The following is a 21,683-nucleotide window of genomic DNA, read 5'->3' on the forward strand; positions in this document are numbered from 1 at the left end:
AAACCGCCCGGTTTTTGTGGACAGGAAACTAACTAAAAAGTAAGATGAAAAAGATCGGTATCGTAGTAGGTCTGGTTGCCCTGGTTTCGCTCGGTTCGTGTGCACGCAGAGCGTGCCCGGCGTATGACAGCGAGTTGCAGCCAAAAAAACAGGCTTCGGTTGAGCAGGTTGCGTAATTAACCGATTGCGCTGACCACCATTTTCGACGCTTCCAGCAGATTGGTCGCCTGTTGATCCCCGACAGGTGATTTTGGTTTTTCGTGCGTGATGTGTACGGTACGGACGCCGACGCGTCGACCCGCCTGAATATCCCGCAGGGCGTCACCGATAATCCACGATTGGGTAACGTCGATGTTGTATTTGGCGATGGCTTTTTCCAGCATCAGCGAATTCGGTTTTCGCAGCAACGACTGCGTGTCGAAATCGGGGTGGTGCGGACAATAATAAATATCGTCAATCAGGTTGCCACATTGTTCCTGTAGGTATTGGTGGCACCGCATGACGTCGGTGCGGGAATACAAACCCCGCGCAATCCCGGCCTGATTCGTCACCACAATCAGGAGATAGCCCGCATCTTTCAGTAGTTGTAAGCCCTCAACTACTCCGTTCGGAATAATAAAGTCTTCGATCCGGTAGACGTAATCCGTCCGGTCTTCGTTTAAAACACCGTCCCGGTCCAGAAAAATACACTTGCTCATTGTGTGGAAATGCGTTATTTGGCGGAAATGATCTCAAAACCGCACGTAATTCTGTGCAAATTGAACTTTAATCTCAATAAATAGAAATAAAAGAATAAAATTTTACTTTTTGTTAACAAAAAGTAACTAAAACAGTGTTCCCAGCGACGCTGTTATCCTAGTACAACGACCAAGATGGGATGAATGACATGATGAAACGATGGTTATTGATGCTATGGCTGGTCGGTCTGACCACTCCACTGGTTGCCCAGGGACCGAAAATTATCCAGCGTGATCTGAATCCTCCGCAGGTTGCGGGATCTCATAGTGGCTCTATTACTAAAATAGAATATACGCAACATAAAATGATTGTTCATTTTATGTCGGAGAACAATGAGCATGCTACTCTTTACGGGCCAGGACACAAAAATAGCTGGCGATTATATGATACATTAAGGAGGAAAGAATATGCAATGCTCTATATAAAAAACGTTCGGGTTAACGGTGAATTAGTGGTGCCGATTATTGATAAGCCAGAAGGGGAAGAATTCGTGAATGCCAGACAGCTATCCTGTGAGATTCATTTTGAGCGACCTGGGAAAGATACTCGGTCAATTGATATGATTGAGGAAGGTATACGACAGTATAAAAGGCAGACTCCGTATGGTTATAACGCGCAATGGCCTTATAACATCTACAACATTAGGGTGTTGGCTTACAAAGACGACATGCGGAATTCAAAACCGCCCGTTCAGAAACCGGTGGTAAAACCGAAGACGAACCCGGCTACTCCACCTACCCAACGAACCACTCCAACCACTCCAAAACCGGCTCCGAAAGATTCGGTGGTTGCCGAGGCTCCGCCGAAAGTGTCGCCAAGCCCAAAACCGGTTGAAAAAGTAGAAAACTTTGGTTCCAAAGTCGAAGCAGGCCGGACCTATCGCCTGAATAACCTGTTATTCAAGCAATCGGCGTACGAAATTGAGCCCACGTCGTATCCCGAACTCGATTCGCTGGTCGCGATCATGAAGCGTAATCCGGCAATGGAAATCGAACTAGCTGGCCATACCGACAACGTGGGCGATCCGAAATTAAACGTTGCCTTGTCGAAGAAACGCGTCGATGCCGCCAAAAGCTACCTGACAAACCACGGAATCGATCCAACGCGGATTCAAACGCAGGCCTACGGCGGCAGCCGCCCTATTGCCGATAATTCGCGCGAAGAAACCAAGCGGCTGAACCGACGCGTGGAGGTAAAGATATTGAAGGAATGAAAAATGTAAAATGAAGAATGTTAAATGTAAAAGTAGGCTGGCGTGTCCAAAACACTTTTACATTTAGCATTCTTCATTTTACATTCTTTTACAGTGCCGCCAGGTTTTCTTCCAGCGTTTTGATTTTGGTTTCGGCGTCGGCCAGTTTCTGGCGTTCGCGCTCGATAATTTCCGGTTTGGCGTTGGCGACAAACTTCTCGTTCGAGAGCTTTTTCAAAACCGATTCCAGAAAGCCCTTCGTGTAAGTCAGTTCCTTTTCGATGTTGGCGCGTTCCTGCTCGACATCAATTTCACCGGCGATGTTGACGAAAAACTCGGTGCTCCTGATCAGAAACGAAACGCCCTCGGCTTTTTCGGAAACGTAATTCACCTCAGAAACGATGGCCAGCTTCTGAATCAGGCTTTCCAGCGGTTGAAAACGGGCCGGATCATCGGTTTTGATCGCCAGCGGCAGGGCGGTTTTCGGACTGATCAGCTTGGTGTTACGAATGTTCCGAATGGATGAAATGATGTCGAACAGCAGGTCAAAATCAGCCAGAACGGTTTTGTCGACAACACCAGCGGTCGGATAGTCGGCCACACAGATGCTTTCGCCCGGTTTCCGTTCACTGATTTCCTGCCAGATTTCCTCCGTAATGAACGGCATGAACGGATGCGCCAGCTTCATCAGGCGCTCGAAGAAGTCAATCGTGGCGTCGTAGGTCACCTGATCGATCGGTCGGACCTGATCCTGCTGCTCGTAACCCGGTTTGATCATTTCGAGGTATTGCGAACAGAAATCGTCCCAGATCAGCTTGTAAACCGTTTGCAGCGCATCCGACATCCGGTATTTGCTGAAATGGTCTTCCAGTTCGATCAGCGTTTGGTTCAGTTTCGATTCAAACCACAAAACCGCCAGCGGTTTTTCGGTAACCGCCGAATCCGAACTGACTTTCCAGCCTTTTACCAGCCGGAAGGCGTTCCAGATTTTGTTGCAGAAATTCCGGCCCTGTTCCACCAACTTCTCGTCATACAGCAAATCATTCCCCGCCGGCGAGCTGAACAACATGCCCGTCCGGACGCCATCGGCGCCAAACAGCTCGATCAGATCGAGCGGATCGGGCGAGTTGCCGAGCGATTTCGACATTTTGCGGCCCTGTTTATCGCGGACAATCCCGGTCAGGTAAACATTCTGGAACGGTTCGCGGCCTTTGTATTCGTAACCGGCAATGATCATTCGGGCTACCCAGAAGAATAGAATTTCCGGGGCCGTTACCAGGTCGTTGGTCGGGTAATAATAATCGAGATCGCCCGGTGCGGCTTTGGGGTCGTTCGCATCGTTCGACGGCAGAAAAACCGACATCGGCCAGAGCCAGGACGAAAACCAGGTGTCCAGCACGTCCTCATCCTGCGTAAGATCGGTTTCGCTCAGGGCGAACAGCTGAAATTTGTCACGGGCGATCCGCAGCGCGTCCTTTTTGGTTTTGGCAACGATGATCGTGCCGTCTTTCATGTAAAACGCCGGAATCCGGTGGCCCCACCAGAGTTGGCGGCTAATACACCAGTCGTGTACGTTCTCCATCCACGAGCGGTACATATTTTTGAACTTGGCCGGATGTAGCTGAATGGTGTCATTCATGACGTTTTCCAACGCCGGTTTCGACAAATCGCCCATTTTCAGGAACCACTGCAGCGACAACTTCGGCTCGATCACAGCGTTGGTACGTTCCGAAAAACCGACATTCGACTTGTAATCTTCCGCAACCACCAGGTGACCCGTTTCTTCCAGTTGTTTGATGATGGCTTTCCGGGCGGCAAACCGATCAACGCCCACAAAAATCCGGGCTTTTTCGTTCAGCGTACCATCGTCGTTCAGAATGTCGATAACGGGCAGGTTGTGCTTCACGCCCAGCGCGTAGTCATTCGGGTCGTGGGCGGGCGTTACTTTCAAACATCCCGTACCAAAATCCATCGTGACGTAGTCGTCCGTAATGATCGGAATTTCCCGGTTAATCAGCGGAATCAGGACTTTTTTGCCGTGTAAATGCGTATACCGTTCATCGCTCGGATTGACGGCAATTGCCACATCGGCCATAATTGTTTCCGGCCGTACCGTGGCAATCGTAACGTAGCTCGGGGCAGAGGGCATAGGGTCCGGGGATTCATCACCCATTGCCCTCTGCCCTGAACCCTCTGCAACCTCATACCGAATGTAACACAGCTTCTGCTGGACTTCCTTCGTGATGACCTCTTCGTCCGAAACCGCCGTGCGGCCCTGCGGATCCCAGTTGACCATCCGGATACCCCGGTAAATCTGGCCTTTGTTGTACAGATCGACGAACGTGTCAATGACAGCATCATACAAAACCGGTTCCATCGTGAAGCGCGTCCGGTCCCAGTCGCAGGACGCACCGAGTTTCCGCAGCTGCTTCAGGATAATTCCGCCGTATTTATGGGTCCATTCCCAGGCGTGTTCGATGAATTTCTCCCGGCCAATGTCCTTTTTATTGATTCCCTGATCCTTCAGCATTGCCACGACCTTCGCTTCCGTGGCAATGGACGCATGGTCGGTTCCCGGCACCCAACAGGCGTTTTTGCCCTGCATCCGCGCTTTCCGAATCAGCACATCCTGAATCGTGTTGTTTAGCATGTGGCCCATGTGCAATACGCCCGTCACGTTCGGGGGCGGAATGACGATGGTATACGGTTCGCGCTCGTCGGGAGTGGAATGGAAAAAGCGGTTTTCCAGCCAGTACTGGTACCACTTTTCCTCAATGTCTTTCGGATTATACGTCTTTGAAATCATGTCAACGGAGAGGTGAGAGGTGAGACAAGAGAGTAAAGACTCATCGAAACCCAAAGTCTTTACTCTCTTGTCTCACTTCTCTTGTCTATTTCTTCTATTTCTTCCACAAAATTAGTCAATTCAGAACGGGCACGAAAACGAAATACCGGGTTTGGTAGTTTTACGTTGGCACTACCATCCCTTTTTACGCATGGATTTTGGAAAATTGCCTTCCGTTGATAAGGTCGACTTTACACTATCACCCGATCATCCGTTCAATCAGACGGTTTGGGACAAGGTGGAACCGACGGCCGTTCCGGAGGTATACATTGGCGGACCGGTTTGGGCGAACAAAGATTACATCGGCCGCATTTATCCGTCCCAGGCCAAAGAGAAAGATTTCCTGCATTACTATACCCGGCAATTTAATACGATCGAACTGAACAGCACCCACTACCACAGTCCGACGCCGGGTATGATCGAAAAATGGAAATCCGAAGCCGCCGACTCGCCGGTTCGTCCCCGGTTTGTGTATTGCCCGAAATTTCCGCAGGCCATCAGCCACGACCGGGCGTTGGTGGCCACTGAGTTGCTGACAGAAGAATTTGTCAATGCGGTTTTGAGTCTGGAAGAATTTCTGGGAACGACCTTTCTGCAACTGCCGCCGACGTTTGGACCGGATAAATGGCCGGTTTTGGAAACCTACCTCAAAAACCTGCCCGACGATCTGGAAGTGGCTGTCGAATTCCGGCACCCCGACTGGTTTCGCGACCCGGTGATCTGGCAACGAACGCTCGAAAAACTATCGGCACTCCACCGCGATTTGGTCATCACCGACGTGGCCGGTCGGCGCGATGTGGTGCACATGAGCCTGACGAGCCCGACGCTGGTGTTGCGATTTGTTGCCAACGAGGGCCACCCGACGGACTACAGCCGCGCCGATGCCTGGATAGACCGGCTCAAAATCTGGTTTGAAAACGGACTGCAAAAAGCCTATCTGTTCATCCACGGCGGGGGCGACAACGACACCGCGCCCGAACTCATCCGTCATTGGGTACGGCAACTCAATGCCGTTTGCGGTCTTAATTTGCAGGAACCGAACATCCGCCCGGAAATCGTTCAGGGAAGTTTGTTTTGATTTTAGCATCAGCCGGTTTACATTTGTCCCATGAATCCCGCAAAAACCGTTCGTAACCATCATCATTCTGTCTGTTAGCACGGCAGAACGGATGCGTTTTTGGGGTTGAAGAAAGAAACAACGAATTCCCGATACCAAGCCCGGTTCTGCTTCAGAGCCGGGCTTTTTCGTACTCCGGAGCGTTGCTCCGGTGAATCGTTATTTGCAGCTTAAAAATCACCGGAGCAACGCTCCGGCGTACAAAATGAAAACCGTCATTATCAAATACAACGCCGGAAACGTGCAGTCGGTGATGTACGCGCTGGAGCGCATCGGCGCCAGCTACCTGCTGACCGACGATGAAGCCGAAATCCGTTCGGCCGACAAAGTCATTTTCCCGGGCGTGGGCGAGGCCAGTACGGCCATGGCCTATTTGCGCCAGCGCGGCCTGGACAAAGTGATTCCGTCGCTGAAGCAGCCGGTTTTGGGAACCTGCGTGGGCATGCAACTGCTCTGCCGGTATTCGGAGGAAGGCGACACGACCTGCATGGGCGTGTTCGACGTTGATGTCCGGCGGTTTGACCAAAAGCCCGGTTTTAAAGTGCCGCATATGGGCTGGAACAACCTGACCAACCTGCAAGGTCCGCTGACCGAAGGCTTACCCGAGAATGCCTATGTGTATTTCGTGCACAGCTACTGCGCCGATATTTCTCCGGAAACCACAGCGGTTTGTGACTACGTCCGGCCATTCAGCGCTATGTTGCAAAAAGATAATTTTTACGCAGCCCAGTTTCACGCCGAGATCAGCGGGAACATCGGGCAACGCATTCTGGAAAATTTTTTGAAATTGTAATGTACACCGGAGCGTTGCTCCGGTAATGGTTTAAGATATAAACAAATACTCACCGGAGCAACGCTCCGGTGTACGACATATGCACATTATACCCGCCATCGACCTGATTGAAGGCAAAGCCGTCCGGCTGACGCAGGGCGATTATAATCAGAAGAAAGAATACAACGCCCGGCCACTCGAAGTGGCGCAGCAATTTGAAGATGCCGGTTTGACCCGCCTGCACCTGGTGGATCTCGACGGTGCGAAGGCAAAGCGCGTGGTCAACTGGAAAGTATTGGAGCTGATTGCCGGAAAAACCAATCTTCACATCGATTTTGGCGGGGGCGTTCAATCCGACGACGACCTACGGATGGTTTTGGAATGCGGGGCCAAACAGGTGACGGGCGGGAGTATTGCCGTCAAAAAACCGGATGTTTTTGAAAAATGGCTCTCAACATTTGGCTCGGAAACCATTATCCTGGGCGCGGATGCGAAAAACGAGAAAATTGCCGTCAGCGGCTGGGAGGAAGATACGAAGGTCTGGGTGTACGATTTTGTGGAAAATTACGTCGAAAAGGGCGTGAAATATGTTATCAGCACCGACGTGGCCAAAGACGGTTTGCTGGAAGGGCCTTCGTTCGATTTATACCGTAATTTGCAGGACCGGTTTCCGGATCTGAACATCATCGCCAGCGGGGGCGTCAGCGGGTTGCAGGACCTCGAAGTACTGGCAGATATGAACCTATTCGGCGTTATCGTCGGCAAAGCGATTTACGAAGGCCGGGTGACGCTGAAGGAGTTACAAAAATTTAATGAGCAATGAAACGCAATGAATAATGAATAATGAACAATGAATTGCGTGCGTTACCCCTTTCATTGTTCATTATTCATTATTCATTGTCCATTAGACATGCTAACCAAACGCATCATCCCTTGCCTCGACATCAAAGATGGCCGGACGGTCAAGGGAACGAATTTTATTAACCTTCGCGACGCGGGCGACCCGGTGGAACTGGGCGCTATTTATGCCCGGGAAGGTGCCGACGAACTGGTTTTTCTGGACATTACGGCGACGGTTGATGAACGCAAGACGCTCATCGAACTGGTGCGGAAAGTGGCGCATACCGTCAATATTCCGTTTACGGTTGGGGGCGGTATTTCGTCGATTGCGGATGTTTCGGCCCTACTCAATGCAGGAGCCGACAAAATTTCGATCAATTCTTCAGCAGTTCGCAATCCCGGTTTGGTGGATGAACTGGCACAGGAGTTTGGTAGTCAGTGTATTGTGGTAGCCATTGATACCCGGTTTGTTGACGGCGAACACATTGTGCATACGCACGGCGGTCGGCGGCCCACGGAATTACGGACCATTGCCTGGGCGCGGGAGATCGAAAGCCGGGGCGCGGGCGAAATCCTGCTGACGTCGATGGACACGGACGGAACCAAAGCCGGTTTTGCGCTTGACCTCACGGCGCAGATTTCGGGCGCGGCCAACATCCCGGTCATTGCGTCGGGCGGAGCCGGTTCGATGGAACATTTTGTGGATGTGTTTACCACCGGAAAAGCCGATGCCGGTTTGGCCGCCAGTATTTTTCACTTCAAGGAAATTGAAATTCCGGCTTTGAAAGGCTACTTACGAAATAAAGGAATTGAAGTTCGTTTAACGGATTAATCATGAATACAGAAATAGATTTTGCGAAAAACCCGGATCACCTCATTCCGGCCGTTATTCAGGATACTGAAACCGGTAAAGTGCTGATGCTGGGCTACATGAACGAGGAAGCCTACGAAAAAACCCGGCGGGAAAACATCGTTACGTTCTATAGCCGCAGTAAGCAACGGCTTTGGACCAAAGGCGAAACCTCCAATAATTTTCTGCACGTTCGGGAAATTCTCTTTGATTGTGACGGGGACACTTTACTGATCAAAGTCCAGCCCGCCGGACCCACCTGCCACACCGGCGCCGATACCTGTTTCGACGAAGTCAATCAGGGAAAAGGGCTGTTTCTCAATTATTTACAGGGTATCATTCGGGATCGGAAACAAAATCCGACCGAAAAATCCTACACTTCATCGCTCTTCAGAAAAGGCGTCAATAAAATTGCGCAGAAAGTGGGCGAGGAGGCCGTTGAACTGGTCATTGAAGCCAAAGACACCAACGACGACCTGTTTAAAGGCGAGGCCGCCGACTTGTTGTACCACTATTTAATCCTTCTCGAACAGAAAAATATTGACCTGGACGATGTGATTGCGGTATTGCAGCAGCGGCATGTCAAATAATTTGGCAAACAATGGTTGAAAGTTTACGGTTTGAAGGTTGGAGTTGCCTATTTTTTCATACAACTTTAGCCGTCAAACTTTAACCTTTAAACGTGTTATGGGCCTCATCATACGCATACTGATCAGCGCAGTCGCTGTTATTGTTGCCAGTTATCTTATTCCGGGTGTCAGTGTCGATGGTTTCGGGACGGCTTTGATCGTCGCCATCGTATTGGGTTTACTGAACGCTTTTCTGAAACCCATCCTGGTTTTTCTGACCATTCCGATTACCATCATCACGCTGGGCCTCTTTTACCTGGTCATTAACGTCCTGATGGTGTACCTGACGGATTATCTGATTGCCGGTTTCCACGTGAGCGGTTTTATCACGGCCTTATTGTTCAGTATTCTGGTATCCATCGTAACCTGGGTGATCGATTCGATTGTCGGTTAATATGCCTTTTTGCAATAAAAAAGTCAGGCCGGACGGTCTGACTTTTTTTATTCTCCACGGGCAATCATAACTTTTCTGACGTAAGTCAGTTGTTAGAATGAATGATTAGCTTTGCACTCTATGAAAAAAATACTGTCCATACTCCTTGTTATCCAGATCGTTAGCCTCCAGTATGTGCGGGCGCAGTGCGATCCGGCCACACCCCAGCAAAATGCCGCCTACGAAAAGGTGGTGAAAGAATTGCAGAACCAGTTCAAGAAAAACCCACCGGCGGGTGACTGGAAAATTTTTGACGAGCGAAGTTCGCTGGGGAAACTGGAACTGAGCGATGAATATGGCAAGATTTTCCGCATTTGTGGCGATCGCTATGACCTCTCTTTCCAGCGAACTTCGGCGGCTAATCAGCAGAAAGCCCGCGCCGACAGCGCAAAAGCCATCGGTGACACAACTACGCAGCAACAGCGATCTTTTGTGATGAGCACCGACTCGGTTTACAAAGAATCAGACCCTAACCGCACCGGCGATATGGCGCAGTCCACCGTCGATATTAATGTAGAGATGAATGCCGGAAATTACCGGGTCGAGGAGCCCATCAGCAACCGGTTTGCGGCATCGTATAAAGTTATTCCGGTCAACGGCGCCCCGCTGGCGCTTCAGATTACGCTGAAACCCAACGACGCCGGAATTGCGGCCCGACCTGAAACTGTGGTTCTGCTTGGCAATTGGAAAAACAACCTTCAGAAGAACCCGCGGGGCGACAAGCTCTACCATTATTCGTACAAAAAAGGCGGTACGATGATCGAAAACCTGATTGTGACCATCAAGGCGCCATTCGACGTGGCCAACGAAATCGTCAAGAAAATCGACTGGCAGGCGCTTAGCAATACCTTAACAAAATAGCCGCATGGAATAGCCGCGTGGAACAGTCGCATGAAATGTCGGTTCACAATCGTATTATTGTGGAATGAAAAGCATTGTCGTCTATTGCGGGTCGAATCCCGGTACGAATCCTCTTTACAAAGAAGTTGCGGAAGAATTAGGGCAGAAATTTGCGGAAAAGGAAATCCGGCTCATCTACGGCGGTGGTAACATCGGGCTGATGCGGGCCGTTGCCGATGCGGTTTTGCTGAATGGCGGGCAGGTAACGGGCGTTATCACCAACTTTCTGGCCGAGTTGGAAGTGGCTCACGAAACCCTGACCGAACTGCACTTTGTTGAAACGATGCACGAGCGGAAGTTCAAGATGGTGCAATTTGCCAAAGGCGTTATTGCGCTGCCCGGCGGCTACGGCACGTTCGACGAATTATTCGAAATCCTGACCTGGCGTCAACTTCAGCTTTACAACGGCCCGGTCGCGATTCTGAACATCAACGGATTTTATGATTTGTTGCTGCAACAACTGGATCGGATGGTCACTGATGGTTTCCTGAAAGCCGAAAACCGGGAATTACTTATCGTCTCGGAAACGATCGACGACGTCCTGCAAAAAATCGAAGAATTCTGGGAGCAGGCGATTTAAATATCGTAGTCGGAGGGATTCGAGAATTGTACGAGCAGGAAAAAGGTGAAGGCTGCGACGAATAACCAACCGATTATCAGGCCGTTGGTCAGGTAAACATACCCGAAAACCAGGCCTGTCAGACACAACACCACGTTGATCAGCAACCGCCATAATTCGCGCTGTGATGACACGGCCTGGAAAGGCGTGTACTTCTTTTTTCTTTTTCGAAAGGGATCCATCTCACTAGATATAACTACGGGTATAAAGTTTAAAAAAATATTTATATTATCTCGATTTGTATTGCTTATTTTATAAAATTTCGTAGCAAAAATTGAGCCGATTCCTTATTCTGGCATTTGATTTGACCTCAAGTTCCGATAAACTAATCCGGATACGTTCTTCGTTCTTATTCTATTAACTTCTACGCCGTACCAATGAAATTTCGGGAGCATGCGCTGATGGGGCTTTTTGTGGCATTAACACCACTAGCCGTAGCCCAGCAGACGACTACATCGAAAATTGAAAATCTGGGGAATCAGGTCAATTCGGAATACAATGAGGTCAATCCGGTTATTTCACCCGATGGCCGAACCCTGTTTTTCGCCCGCATCAGTCATCCGCAAAACACGCACGGAAACAAGGGCAGTCAGGATATCTGGTATTCGGAACTAAGCCCGGGAAACACCTGGGGTCCGGCCCGGCGAGTGGCTTCACCGCTCAACAAGGATGAGTATAATTGCGCATACAGCATCACGCCCGACGGCAATACGATGCTGATCAAGGGCGCGTATACGAACGGTAACTATGAAACGCGCGGTTTTTCGACAAGTAAAAAAACCGCTTCGGGTTGGTCGGCCCCGCAAAAACTCAATATTCCCGGTTACGAGCGAATCAGCAAGGGACAATACGATTGCGGTTATCTGTCGGCCGACGGCAAAGTGCTGGTGATGGCTTTCAGCGAGAAAAAGAATAGTAAAGAAGATGATATCTACGTTAGTTTTCGGCAGAAAGACGGTTCGTGGAGTAAACCGTTGAATCTCGGGCCGGAAATCAATACCGACGGCACCGAAACCACGCCCTTTCTGGCGGCCGACGGCGCAACGCTGTATTTTTCGAGCGATCGGCCCGGCGGTTCGGGGAGTAACGACATTTACGTTTGCAAGCGCGTCGATAAAACCTGGAAACACTGGTCAAAACCGGTTAATCTGGGGCCAACGATCAATACCGATGGGTACGATGCCTATTATTCGGTGGCGGCTTCCGGCGAATATGCCTACATGACGAGCTTTAAAAATACGCTGGGCAAAGGCGATATTGTGCGGATTAAACTCATCGACACCGCCAACCCGGACGACAAAACCGTTCCGCAGGAAACCCGCCCCGATCCGGTGGCGCTGGTGAGTGGCAAAGTGATCGACCAGAAAACCGGTAAACCCATCGAAGCGCGGGTCGTTTACCAAACCCTGCCCGATGGCGCCGAAGCCGGTGAAGCGACCTCCGACCCGGTGACGGGCGAATACAAAATCGTGTTGCCCTACGGAAAAATCTACAGCATGCGGGCCATTGCGCCCAATTTTATTGCCGAGGGCGGAAACATCGACCTGAAAGAAGCCAAAGGTTTTCAGGAAATCAGCGGGAAAGAGTTGAAACTGATCCCGATTGAAGTCGGGCGGGCGGTTCGGTTGAACAACATTTTCTTCGACGTGGGTAAAGCAACCCTCCGCGACGAGTCATTTCCGGAACTGGACCGGATGGTGACGACGTTCAACGAGAATCCGAAAATGAGCGTGGAAGTTGGCGGGCACACAGACAATACCGGTTCCAACGAAATCAACCTGAAACTCTCCCAGGATCGGGCAGACGCCGTCCGTGAATACTTCATCGGCAAAGGCATCGAGCCCGACCGCATCGCCAGCAAAGGCTACGGCGAAGCCAAACCCGTCGCTACCAACGACACCGAAGAAGGCAAACAAACCAACCGGCGCGTGGAGTTTGTGATCAAGAAGAAATAGAGTGCAATGAGTTATTTCGCGGAGTTGAGCGGAGAAAAAAGGAGTTAAGCGGAGGTTATTTTTTCTCTGCTTAACTCCTTTTTTCTCCGCTCAACTCCGCGATACAACCCCCAACCGATCAAATTTTCCCGTCTTTCGGGTAATTCGCATGGGCTTTTATTTTCCGGATTTGCCGCAGGTGCCGGTCGACGTGGCCCCATTGGTAAATGTACACCTGGTGCATGTTGCGCGGATTGTCGCCAGCCGCTGTGAATTCGAATTGCGCCCGCATATCGACCTTGGTTTTTTCGGCAAAAGCGATGGCCTGCTCGCGGAGCCGCAGAAAAAAAGTCAGGTTATCTTTCCCCCGAATAAAACCGGTCGGTTTTGACAGGTCCGACGCCTTGTGGGGCGTATCTTCCATGATAAAATTCTGGTAATAACTGTCGGGCCGACTGGTCTGGTTCAACTCCGGCTGCGGTTTGTTGCGGGTTCCGACGCTGATTTCCCGGGCCCAGATAATTTCCCAGAGCGCCAGGTGTTCAACGACTTCGGCAATCGACCAGCGGTCGGGCGATTCGTGAAAGTGCCATTGGGCGTCGGTCAGGTTTTCGGTTTCGCGAACGATTTCATCGCGCGTCCGTTTCAGGTTTTCAACAGTGTACTTCTGATCAGCTTCGGTCCAGAGCTTCGATTGAGACTGTGCAATAAGCGGCATAAAAGCCGTAAAAAAGAGAATAGGTGCAATGAATTTCATGGTGTGAATCGTTTTTTGGTTTGAGACTCAAAATTACGACCCACCGAAACGGCAGAATTGTACGTTTGCGACATCCTGAGCGTGCCAGCTTTGAAATTTTACGGGTGCGATGGGCATAAAAAACATCGGATCGAGCCAGATAAGCCCGATCCGATGTCAGTAGTGTTGTAAAGGAAAAGCGAAACCGTTAATCCAGCCCTGGTCGCAGAAAGGACCGTGCTTCCGGAAAAGCCGCTTCCATTTGCCGCCGGATGCGATCAAGCAATACCAGCATATCCAGCACATCATCGGTTTTTTCAGGATAGTTTTCCAGCAGCGTATGCCAGGCCAGCAACGAATGGTCAATGCTGACCAGCACCAGTTTGGCTTTACCGTTGAAATAGGCCCGCAGCGTGGTATCGTTCGCCGGGCTGGTGTTGATCTGCAAAGCCGAGACCACTTTAACGGGAATCAGGGTCCGATACCATTTAATAACTTCCCAGGCATCTTTGAGTGAAAGCAGCAGCGCGTCGGCGGCTTCCTGCGGTCGTAAACCCAGATTTACCTCAAAGGCTTGCTGGTGAGCCGCTTGTTCCAGGAGATCTTTTTCCTGCTGCAGCCAGGCGGCTGTCTGACGCAGGTAATCGTCGCACAACGCGGCAATTGGGTTCCGCAGGGGCTCGTTAGACCGTAGAACGATGGCTTTGGTTTCCTGCTCGATGGCCTGGTGTTCGGGTAAAAGTCGTTGCTGACGCACTTTGTCGACGTAGGATTTAGTCAATTCCAGCGTTTCCATTAACCTTTTAACCAGGGTTTCCGCATCTATGTTCGACTGTTTTAATCCGTTGGGATACTGGGAGGCAAAATTCAGGCACTGTTGGGTAAACGCACAGCGTTCACACCACGAATTACAGTAATTGTAAATACCGGGTATCGGCTCTGCTTCTTTATTCATGATTTATAGGTAGTTACGGTAATTTTATAAAATTAGTAAGATCAAGGAGCGCTAACTAACATATAAGATTGTTGGTGAATTTACATTTTTTGAGTTATAAAGCAAATAGGTTTTGTATAATAAGTACAAATATTTTGCCAATTCAGAAAAAAAGGAGCAAGTATTTGGTAATTGCCGAAATGAATGCTTTTGAATAAATGGCACTTTAACGGGTTGCTAATCAGTCGGCAATGGCATTTTCGGCGGGAAAGGCTACTTTTGATCGTCTGTTCATCAGACTATGCAACAACAGATTGTCGGTTTACGACGATGGAAGCCGCAGCAGATTGGCACAGCGATCAAATTCCCGATTTTTATAACCAGCAGAAACAGGTACGAAATGAGCGTTAAAACCGTAAGTATTTTAGGATGTGGCTGGCTGGGTTTCCCGCTGGCAGAGAAATTACTGGATGACGGATATCTTGTAAAAGGAAGTACGACTTCGAAAGAAAAGCTCCCGATTTTCTGGAAACGAGGACTAAAACCGTACGAATTAAACTTTAATCCGGAACCGGAAGGCGAGGATTTGGCGGATTTTTTCGATACGGATGTGCTGATTATCGATATTCCGCCCAAAGCCGGAAAACAGGGCGATCAGTTTCACCCGCAGCAGATTCAGGCCGTGGCTGATGGGCTGCGGAAAACCGGGGCCCATGAGCCGTATATACTATATGTCAGCTCGACGTCGATTTACCCGGATCTGAACCGCGAAGTCGTTGAGAATGATGTCGTAACGCCCGATCAGTCGGTAGCACCGGCTTTTGTCGAAGCGGAACAAACGATTCTGGCACTGGGAAATTCGACGGTTTTGCGGTTCGGCGGTTTGCTGGGCTACAACCGGATTCCGGGGCGTTACGTAGCCGGAAAACAGGGGCTGACCACGGGTTTGGTTCCGGTCAATTACATTCACCGCGACGACGGCGTCGGCGTCCTGTACGCGTTGGTAAAAAATCCGCAACCGGGCCAGACGTTCAACGTCGTGTCGCCCGAACACCCGACCCGGGAAGCCGTCTACCGTAAAAACTGCGACGATTTCGGGTACGAAACGCCAACTTTTGCGGAACCGCCGGAACCCGAGGCTTTTAAAATCGTCAGCCCCGCCAAATTGATAGCCGCGATTGATTATCAATTTGAGTACGAAAATCCGCTTGCTTTTTATTACGAACCCTAAAATTTCCACTTCAGCCGTACCGAAATAGTCCGGCCCGGATCATCAGCGTAATACCGAAACCGGTTCAGGTAATCGCGGTAAACCGTATTGAACAGGTTATTGACGGTGAGTCCGACATCGACCTGGTGGTTTTTGGAAACCGGCAGCGCAAATCCGGCGGTCAGGTTCCAGAGCGAATACGCGGGCGGAGGGGGCAGAAAATCGCTGTTGGCAGGGACCCGGTTTTGCCGCGCGACCCACAGATTTCCGATGCCCGCGTAAGCGTCCCGCCATTTGCCCACTTTGCCGAAATCATACCGCAACCCGTTTTCCCAGCGGTTAGGGGGCGTCATCACGATGGGCTGGTTGAGCTTCGTATCCTGAACATACAGCAGTGAGAGTTTGGACGTTCCGCTCAACTTGGCGAACAAACTGGCCTCAATTCCGACATCCAGCCCGGCGTAGAGCGCATCAGTCTGCGTATATTTAAACGACGGGAAAGCCCCCCGGATGGTCAGGATCGGTTCGGCCTGCGGTTTCAGATAAATATAATCCTGAATGGTATTGTAGAAAAAACCGATTTCAGCCTGCACGCGCTTCCCGGAATAGTTCGTGCTGAGATTCAGGTTATAAGCCACTTCGGGCCGAAGATTGGAGTCGCCGAGTTCGTAAGCAGCCGCGCCGTGGTGAACGCCGTCGCTGAACAATTCGCTGACGTTGGGCGCGCGCCAGGACGTTCCGGCGTTGAAGCGCATCGACCACTGCTCCGACACGGTGTAGGTTGCGCCAACAGTTCCCGAAAAATTCTGAAAGACGTAAAGCGGTTTTTGCAGCACTTTGTTTTCGTACCGGAACACCTGCATGTGGCGGTAATCGTAGCGCAGTCCGGCTTCGTATTCCCAGCGGTTTTGCTTCAGTTTTTCAATCCAGAAAATACCGGCGTTGTAGGTCCGGAAATTCGGAATCAGCGGACGGCCATTCATGATATTGTACTGATAAAAACCGCTGATTCCCAGGCTTCCGGTTAGTTTACTGGCAACCGGTTTGTGTTCAAACACGAGATCGCCGGTGTAGGTCGTCAGCCGAAACCGGAGTTCGGGGCGGTTCAGGGCCGCCAGCGAATCGTTTTTGGGTCGGTGCAGGTCATACTCCATCCGATCGTCGAATTGCCGGGCCAGCGTCAGGCTCAGATCGCCCCCGGAAGCCGGTTTCCAGTCGGTTTTCCACTTCAGTAAATCGTGCGAAATTTGTTGGTAGGGTCGCCCGATGACATACGAAAAACCGGATTTAATGAACGGTTCGCCATTTTCCAAAACCGCCTGCAAGTCCGTTAAACTCCCGATGTGTGAGCCCGAAAAGATGCCAATCCGGCTTTTAAAACGGCTGTAATAAAGTTCGGACCGAAACCGCGTGGCCCGGTAGCCCAGCGAACCCGAGAAATTCTGTTCGGAAATACCGGTATTATCCAGAAAATAACCCGGCGTGCGGATATTTCCGCCCCGCTTGATGGTTCCCTGCACCCGCCAGCCGAAGCCTTTGCCAAAACCGCCTTCGGTTTGCAGCGAAGCCACGCCCTGGCGACCGTTGGTGAAACCGACCAGATTCAGCTCGCCATGCACGGTTTTGGTGGTGGGCAGGGGCGCGGGCTCCACAAGAATAACCCCGCCGATGGCATCCGAACCAAACCGAACACCCGCAGCGCCTTTGATGACCGAAATGCGATTGGCCACGAAGGGATCAATTTCCGGGGCGTGTTCCGAGCCCCACTGCTGGCCTTCCTGCCGGATGCCGTTGTTCAGAATCAGAACGCGGTTGCTGTGCATGCCGTGGATAACCGGTTTGGCAATCGACGAGCCGGTTTGCAGGGTCGTTACGCCGGTGATATTGCGTAAGGCGTCGCCGAGCGATTGCCCCCGAGTCTGGTCGAGGCTTTTTCCCTCCAGTTGCGAAACCATCTGGCTGCTCAGGGCGGCCGTGCGCTGGGCCGTTACATCCACGTCTTTCAGGTGAATATCGTCTTCGGTCAGCAATACATTTTGCTCCGAAGTATGCACCAGCGTGACGGATTGGGCTATTTCGCGGTAACCGAGTATGCGACTGATGAGAGTGTATTGGCCCTGACACAACTGGTCGATCCGGTAATGTCCATCGGCATCGGAAACGGTTCCTTTTTGCAATTCTTTAATAAACACGGCCGCGCCGGGAATTGGCTGACGGCTGTCTTTGTCGAGCACTACGCCTTTAATGAAACAGTCACACGGTTCCTGTGCGAAAGTGGGGCATAAAATGCACACCAGAATCGAAGTAAGCAAATAAACAAAATGGATGCGGCTATTTGTGTTCACTTTCAGGTAATTACAGAAATTAACGAGCAGCAAAAATAGATTTTTTGCAACTAGGTTGCAAATTCGACTCGGTTAATTGTGTGATCGGTCAGCGATCCCGCTCCATAGAAAGTGCATAAAAACCTTGTTTATGCGTTGTTTATACGTTTTGTTTAACTAAATTTGGAAAAGGTTAAACAAAGTGTGGCGCATGATTCCACACACTGTGGTATTTTTTCCACAAATCGTTCTTTGACACCGTTTGGCACAGTTGTCCCGTTCCCTCGGTTGATGATTTATAAGTTGCTGATATTCAGGTTTTTGAACTTGTCTTTTTGGGGTTTGAAAAAATAATCAGCGGGTTTGGTTGCATTCTTGACTAGTTGATAGGCATACAAGGTTCAACACAAACGACTTAACGACTTATAGATCATGACAGCACTTGAATTTACCTACAACATCGGCAAAGTTTCAAAGTCGCTGAAGCCATTTGCTCTGCGTTTAACGAAAGATGTTGAAGATGCAAATGACTTATTGCAGGACACTTTATTGAAAGCGTTTACAAACCGCGATAAATATACGGATGGTACGAACCTGAAAGCCTGGTTGTATACCATCATGAAAAATACGTTCATCACCAACTATCAGCGGATGGTGCGGAAAAACACCTTCATCGACACGACGGATAACCTGCACTACATCAACTCGATGGACAGCAGCACCGACAACACCGCTTATTCATCGTTCGCACAGGACGACATTAACCGGGCCGTCAACTCGCTGGAAGACACTTACCGGACACCGTTTATGATGCACTTCCGGGGCTTCAAATACCACGAAATTGCTGCCCGTCTGGATATCCCCATTGGAACCGTTAAAAACCGCATCCACATTGCTCGCAAAGAGCTGAAAGATCGGCTGAAAGTATATGCCTATCAGGCGTAATAGAGAATAGAGGTTAGACAAGAGAAGAAAGACGAAGTAATTGAGTGCATCAAACAAGTCTTTACTCTCTTGTCTCTCTTCTAACTTCTCAAAAAGACATTGATTGAGTAGTTTTTGGTTAAAAAAGAGGAAGGTTCCGAAAAGTTAGATGGTTTCCGTCTAACTTTTTTGGTTAGAGACGAGACGGATTTTTCAATCCGTCTTTTTTGCGTTTATTACCCGACAATTTTACTGAATACCCTCCTGGAGGCTGGATTTGTATGTCAAAAAAAGTTATTGTTATTGGTGCCGGTTTTGCCGGTTTATCGGCGGCTACCAGTCTGGCGGCCAAGGGTTTTGAGGTGACGGTTCTGGAGAAAAACAATCAGGCGGGCGGACGGGCCCGGCAATTTCAGCAGGCCGGTTTTACGTTCGACATGGGCCCCAGCTGGTATTGGATGCCCGATGTGTTTGAAACCTATTTTGGCCGGTTTGGCAAAAAGCCGTCAGATTATTACAATCTTGTCCGGCTCGATCCGTCGTATTCGGTCATTTTTGGTACTGACGACGCCGTGAGCCTGCCCGCCGGAATTGAAAAACTGCAGGCGGTTTTTGAGGAAATAGAACCTGGCGCTGGTGGGCGCTTGCTCGATTTCCTGAAACAGGCGGCTTATAAATACGAGGTCGGAATTAATCAGTTCGTCTGGAAACCGAGTCGGCGGATTTCGGAATTCATGAGCCTGCAACTGCTGAAAGACGTCATGCGGCTGGATGTTTTCCAATCTTTTTCCAGCCATGTTCGTAAATACTTCCAGCACGAGCGGTTGTTGCAGCTAATGGAGTTCCCGATTTTGTTTCTCGGAGCTACGCCCGCAAACACCCCGGCCATGTACAGCCTGATGAATTACGCCGAAATTTCGAAGGGCACCTGGTATCCGATGGGCGGCATGTACGAAATCGTGAAAGCGATGGTGAAGCTGGCCGAGGAAAAGGGCGTGACGATCTTGTTAAACCATCCGGTTAAACAAATTAGTGTAACAAATGGTATAGCCAACAAGGTCGAAACCTATCAGGGAGTGTTCGAAGCCGACGTGGTGGTGGCCGGAGCCGATTACCAGCATGTCGATAGTCAGTTGCTGACGCCGGACTACCGAAACTACTCCGATCCGTACTGGAACAGCCGGGTGCTGGCCCCGTCGTCGCTGCTGTTTTATCTGGGAGTCGACAAGCGATTACCGCGTTTGCAGCACCACAACCTGTTTTTTGACGAAGATTTCGGTTTACACGCCGTCGAGATTTACGAAAAACCGCAGTGGCCGACCAAACCCCTGTTTTACGTTTCGGCACCGTCGAAAACCGATCCGGGCGTGGCTCCGGCGGGAATGGAGAACTTATTTATTCTGATTCCGGTCGCGCCGGACCTGAACGACCCGGACGAAACGCGCGAACGGTATTACCACATGGTGATGGAACGGCTGGAAGCGTATGTGGGCGAAACTATTCGAGATCACGTGATTTTTAAACGAAGTTATGCCCATAGCAACTTCATCGCTGATTATCACGCCTTTCGGGGCAATGCGTACGGGCTCGCAAACACGCTGCGCCAAACGGCAATTTTAAAACCGGGTTTGAAAAACCGGAAGGTCAACAACCTGTTTTATACCGGCCAGCTCACGGTTCCGGGGCCGGGTGTACCGCCGTCGCTGATATCCGGGCTGGTGGTAGCCGACGAAGTGGCGAAGGAGTTTGGGTGATTGGTTTTACTTGAAAAAGAGTGTGAATAGCTGTTCCGGCGACTGATGCGCGATGGTTCAGCCCAGCAAAAAACGTTTATGATCGAGTTATTTAATCGAAGTGCGTTAGAATGTAGTAAGCTGATTACTGAACGGTACAGTACTTCATTTACGCTGGGTATCAAGACTTTGGATCGGAAATTTCATTTTCCGATCTATGCCGTGTACGGTTTTGTCCGGTATGCCGATGAGATTGTGGACACGTTTTACGACCACGATCAAAAGTATCTGTTGGACAAGTTTAAAAAAGACACTTACGAAGCCATCGAAACCGGAATCAGCCTGAACCCAATCCTGCATTCGTTTCAGGGCGTTGTTAAAACCTACAGCATTGATCGGAAATTGATCGATGCGTTCCTGAAAAGCATGGAAATGGACTTGTATTGCAACGAATACACGGACAACAGCTACCAGGAATACATTTATGGCTCGGCGGAAGTGGTGGGGCTGATGTGTCTGCGGGTGTTTTGCGAGGGCGATTCGGCGATGTTTGACCGGCTGAAAGAACCGGCGCGCAAGCTGGGAGCGGCTTTCCAGAAAGTAAATTTTTTGCGCGACCTCAAGAGCGATTACGTCGACCGGGGCCGGATTTATTTCCCCGGCGTTGATTTCAACGATTTTACCAAAGACGCCAAACGGCTCATCGAAGCCGATATTCAGCGGGATTTTGACGAAGCATACGCCGGGATTCTGAATCTTCCACGCGGAGCCCGGATGGGCGTTCATCTGGCCTATACCTACTACCAGACGCTGTTCAACAAAATCAAGCAGGTGCCGGCGTCGCGGATTCAGGAAGAGCGGGTGCGGGTGCCGGACGTGAAAAAAATTGCCTTGCTGGCGCAGACTTACATGCGGTTTCGCTGGAGCGGAATGTAAAAACAACAGCCGGACAC

The 21,683-nt window shown here is 50.3% G+C and carries 20 protein-coding genes; 14 read left to right on the forward strand and 6 right to left on the reverse strand.

The genetic code is table 11. From position 1 onward, the window contains the following. Positions 1 to 176: 176 nt before the first annotated feature. Positions 177 to 698 carry a D-glycero-alpha-D-manno-heptose-1,7-bisphosphate 7-phosphatase gene (locus GJJ30_RS31500; RefSeq protein WP_154179255.1) on the reverse strand — a complete coding sequence of 174 codons (522 nt, stop codon included), beginning with the start codon at positions 696 to 698 and terminating at the stop codon, positions 177 to 179. A gap of 686 nt (positions 699 to 1,384) precedes the next feature. Between GJJ30_RS31500 and GJJ30_RS32130 the strand changes: the two genes are divergently transcribed. Next, a complete protein-coding gene (locus GJJ30_RS32130; RefSeq protein ID WP_205880640.1) occupies positions 1,385 to 1,951 on the forward strand; it encodes an OmpA family protein in 567 nt (188 codons plus the stop codon). 88 nt (positions 1,952 to 2,039) lie between these two features. Here the strand turns inward: GJJ30_RS32130 and GJJ30_RS31510 are convergent, their stop codons facing one another. Beyond that, positions 2,040 to 4,736 (reverse strand): valine--tRNA ligase, encoded by a 2,697-nt coding sequence (locus GJJ30_RS31510; RefSeq protein ID WP_154179259.1) that lies wholly within the window; start codon positions 4,734 to 4,736, stop codon positions 2,040 to 2,042. Between the two features lie 190 nt (positions 4,737 to 4,926). Here GJJ30_RS31510 and GJJ30_RS31515 point away from each other — a divergent pair, with 190 nt between their 5' ends. From GJJ30_RS31515 to GJJ30_RS31550, 8 genes are all read left to right on the forward strand, one after another. Beyond that, positions 4,927 to 5,853 carry a DUF72 domain-containing protein gene (locus tag GJJ30_RS31515; RefSeq protein WP_154179261.1) on the forward strand — a complete coding sequence of 309 codons (927 nt, stop codon included), beginning with the start codon at positions 4,927 to 4,929 and terminating at the stop codon, positions 5,851 to 5,853. Positions 5,854 to 6,097: 244 nt separating this feature from the next. After that, positions 6,098 to 6,685: an imidazole glycerol phosphate synthase subunit HisH gene (hisH, locus tag GJJ30_RS31520; protein ID WP_154179263.1), complete on the forward strand. Its 588-nt coding sequence runs from the start codon at positions 6,098 to 6,100 to the stop codon at positions 6,683 to 6,685. 79 nt (positions 6,686 to 6,764) lie between these two features. Further along, a complete protein-coding gene (gene hisA / locus GJJ30_RS31525) occupies positions 6,765 to 7,487 on the forward strand; it encodes a 1-(5-phosphoribosyl)-5-[(5-phosphoribosylamino)methylideneamino]imidazole-4-carboxamide isomerase (RefSeq protein WP_154179265.1) in 723 nt (240 codons plus the stop codon). An 87-nt stretch (positions 7,488 to 7,574) separates the two neighbouring features. Next, a complete protein-coding gene (gene hisF / locus GJJ30_RS31530) occupies positions 7,575 to 8,336 on the forward strand; it encodes an imidazole glycerol phosphate synthase subunit HisF (RefSeq protein ID WP_154179267.1) in 762 nt (253 codons plus the stop codon). Positions 8,337 to 8,338: 2 nt separating this feature from the next. Next, positions 8,339 to 8,944: a bifunctional phosphoribosyl-AMP cyclohydrolase/phosphoribosyl-ATP diphosphatase HisIE gene (gene hisIE, locus GJJ30_RS31535; protein ID WP_154179269.1), complete on the forward strand. Its 606-nt coding sequence runs from the start codon at positions 8,339 to 8,341 to the stop codon at positions 8,942 to 8,944. Between the two features lie 97 nt (positions 8,945 to 9,041). Further along, complete coding sequence (locus GJJ30_RS31540; RefSeq protein ID WP_154179271.1) at positions 9,042 to 9,377, forward strand: phage holin family protein; 336 nt, start codon at positions 9,042 to 9,044, stop codon at positions 9,375 to 9,377. 120 nt (positions 9,378 to 9,497) lie between these two features. Beyond that, complete coding sequence (locus GJJ30_RS31545) at positions 9,498 to 10,277, forward strand: hypothetical protein (protein ID WP_154179273.1); 780 nt, start codon at positions 9,498 to 9,500, stop codon at positions 10,275 to 10,277. A gap of 64 nt (positions 10,278 to 10,341) precedes the next feature. Beyond that, a complete protein-coding gene (locus tag GJJ30_RS31550) occupies positions 10,342 to 10,896 on the forward strand; it encodes an LOG family protein (protein ID WP_154179275.1) in 555 nt (184 codons plus the stop codon). Here the strand turns inward: GJJ30_RS31550 and GJJ30_RS31555 are convergent. Beyond that, positions 10,893 to 11,069, reverse strand: coding sequence for a hypothetical protein (locus GJJ30_RS31555; RefSeq protein WP_154179277.1), 177 nt, complete (start codon positions 11,067 to 11,069; stop codon positions 10,893 to 10,895). The two genes, GJJ30_RS31550 and GJJ30_RS31555, sit on opposite strands and share 4 nt — an antisense overlap. 267 nt (positions 11,070 to 11,336) lie before the next feature. On the opposite strand from GJJ30_RS31555, the gene GJJ30_RS31560 reads away from it, so the two are divergent. Next, on the forward strand, positions 11,337 to 12,890 hold the full coding sequence (locus tag GJJ30_RS31560) for an OmpA family protein (protein ID WP_205880642.1): 1,554 nt from the start codon (positions 11,337 to 11,339) through the stop codon (positions 12,888 to 12,890). A gap of 118 nt (positions 12,891 to 13,008) precedes the next feature. Here GJJ30_RS31560 and GJJ30_RS31565 read toward each other — a convergent pair whose 3' ends face one another. Further along, positions 13,009 to 13,626 carry a DinB family protein gene (locus GJJ30_RS31565; protein ID WP_154179281.1) on the reverse strand — a complete coding sequence of 206 codons (618 nt, stop codon included), beginning with the start codon at positions 13,624 to 13,626 and terminating at the stop codon, positions 13,009 to 13,011. Positions 13,627 to 13,813: 187 nt separating this feature from the next. Further along, positions 13,814 to 14,560: a hypothetical protein gene (locus tag GJJ30_RS31570; protein ID WP_154179283.1), complete on the reverse strand. Its 747-nt coding sequence runs from the start codon at positions 14,558 to 14,560 to the stop codon at positions 13,814 to 13,816. Between the two features lie 379 nt (positions 14,561 to 14,939). Between GJJ30_RS31570 and GJJ30_RS31575 the strand changes: the two genes are divergently transcribed. Next, positions 14,940 to 15,770 (forward strand): Rossmann-fold NAD(P)-binding domain-containing protein, encoded by an 831-nt coding sequence (locus tag GJJ30_RS31575; RefSeq protein WP_154179285.1) that lies wholly within the window; start codon positions 14,940 to 14,942, stop codon positions 15,768 to 15,770. On the opposite strand, the gene GJJ30_RS31580 is transcribed toward GJJ30_RS31575, so the two are convergent. Continuing rightward, on the reverse strand, positions 15,767 to 18,094 hold the full coding sequence (locus GJJ30_RS31580) for a TonB-dependent receptor (protein WP_310588440.1): 2,328 nt from the start codon (positions 18,092 to 18,094) through the stop codon (positions 15,767 to 15,769). The two genes, GJJ30_RS31575 and GJJ30_RS31580, sit on opposite strands and share 4 nt — an antisense overlap. Before the next feature lie 411 nt (positions 18,095 to 18,505). On the opposite strand from GJJ30_RS31580, the gene GJJ30_RS31585 reads away from it, so the two are divergent. The 3 genes from GJJ30_RS31585 (at position 18,506) to GJJ30_RS31595 (ending at position 21,666) form a co-directional block, all read left to right on the forward strand. Beyond that, a complete protein-coding gene (locus GJJ30_RS31585; protein ID WP_154179287.1) occupies positions 18,506 to 19,018 on the forward strand; it encodes an RNA polymerase sigma factor in 513 nt (170 codons plus the stop codon). Positions 19,019 to 19,278: 260 nt separating this feature from the next. Beyond that, the gene (crtID, locus tag GJJ30_RS31590; RefSeq protein WP_154179289.1) at positions 19,279 to 20,751 is read left to right on the forward strand and encodes a bifunctional phytoene desaturase/3,4-desaturase; all 1,473 of its coding nucleotides are present in this window, start codon (positions 19,279 to 19,281) and stop codon (positions 20,749 to 20,751) included. Positions 20,752 to 20,829: 78 nt separating this feature from the next. Beyond that, complete coding sequence (locus tag GJJ30_RS31595) at positions 20,830 to 21,666, forward strand: phytoene/squalene synthase family protein (RefSeq protein WP_154179290.1); 837 nt, start codon at positions 20,830 to 20,832, stop codon at positions 21,664 to 21,666. The last annotated feature ends 17 nt before the right edge of the window (positions 21,667 to 21,683 follow it).

This window comes from Larkinella terrae (genome assembly GCF_009668025.1).
In the GTDB taxonomy this organism is placed as follows: Bacteria; Bacteroidota; Bacteroidia; order Cytophagales; family Spirosomataceae; genus Larkinella; species Larkinella terrae.

What these genes read in the sequence shown, in the direction of transcription:
- GJJ30_RS31565 (WP_154179281.1), bottom strand. Translation starts at nt 13,626, where the DNA reads ATGAAATTCATTGCACCTATTCTCTTTTTTACGGCTTTTATGCCGCTT.
- GJJ30_RS31550 (WP_154179275.1), top strand. Translation starts at nt 10,342, where the DNA reads ATGAAAAGCATTGTCGTCTATTGCGGGTCGAATCCCGGTACGAATCCT.
- GJJ30_RS31540 (WP_154179271.1), top strand. Translation starts at nt 9,042, where the DNA reads ATGGGCCTCATCATACGCATACTGATCAGCGCAGTCGCTGTTATTGTT.
- GJJ30_RS31500 (WP_154179255.1), bottom strand. Translation starts at nt 698, where the DNA reads ATGAGCAAGTGTATTTTTCTGGACCGGGACGGTGTTTTAAACGAAGAC.
- GJJ30_RS31510 (WP_154179259.1), bottom strand. Translation starts at nt 4,736, where the DNA reads ATGATTTCAAAGACGTATAATCCGAAAGACATTGAGGAAAAGTGGTAC.
- GJJ30_RS31515 (WP_154179261.1), top strand. Translation starts at nt 4,927, where the DNA reads ATGGATTTTGGAAAATTGCCTTCCGTTGATAAGGTCGACTTTACACTA.
- GJJ30_RS31595 (WP_154179290.1), top strand. Translation starts at nt 20,830, where the DNA reads ATGATCGAGTTATTTAATCGAAGTGCGTTAGAATGTAGTAAGCTGATT.
- hisA (WP_154179265.1), top strand. Translation starts at nt 6,765, where the DNA reads ATGCACATTATACCCGCCATCGACCTGATTGAAGGCAAAGCCGTCCGG.
- GJJ30_RS31575 (WP_154179285.1), top strand. Translation starts at nt 14,940, where the DNA reads ATGAGCGTTAAAACCGTAAGTATTTTAGGATGTGGCTGGCTGGGTTTC.
- GJJ30_RS31570 (WP_154179283.1), bottom strand. Translation starts at nt 14,560, where the DNA reads ATGAATAAAGAAGCAGAGCCGATACCCGGTATTTACAATTACTGTAAT.
- crtID (WP_154179289.1), top strand. Translation starts at nt 19,279, where the DNA reads ATGTCAAAAAAAGTTATTGTTATTGGTGCCGGTTTTGCCGGTTTATCG.
- hisH (WP_154179263.1), top strand. Translation starts at nt 6,098, where the DNA reads ATGAAAACCGTCATTATCAAATACAACGCCGGAAACGTGCAGTCGGTG.
- GJJ30_RS31585 (WP_154179287.1), top strand. Translation starts at nt 18,506, where the DNA reads ATGACAGCACTTGAATTTACCTACAACATCGGCAAAGTTTCAAAGTCG.
- hisIE (WP_154179269.1), top strand. Translation starts at nt 8,339, where the DNA reads ATGAATACAGAAATAGATTTTGCGAAAAACCCGGATCACCTCATTCCG.
- GJJ30_RS31545 (WP_154179273.1), top strand. Translation starts at nt 9,498, where the DNA reads ATGAAAAAAATACTGTCCATACTCCTTGTTATCCAGATCGTTAGCCTC.
- GJJ30_RS31560 (WP_205880642.1), top strand. Translation starts at nt 11,337, where the DNA reads ATGGGGCTTTTTGTGGCATTAACACCACTAGCCGTAGCCCAGCAGACG.
- hisF (WP_154179267.1), top strand. Translation starts at nt 7,575, where the DNA reads ATGCTAACCAAACGCATCATCCCTTGCCTCGACATCAAAGATGGCCGG.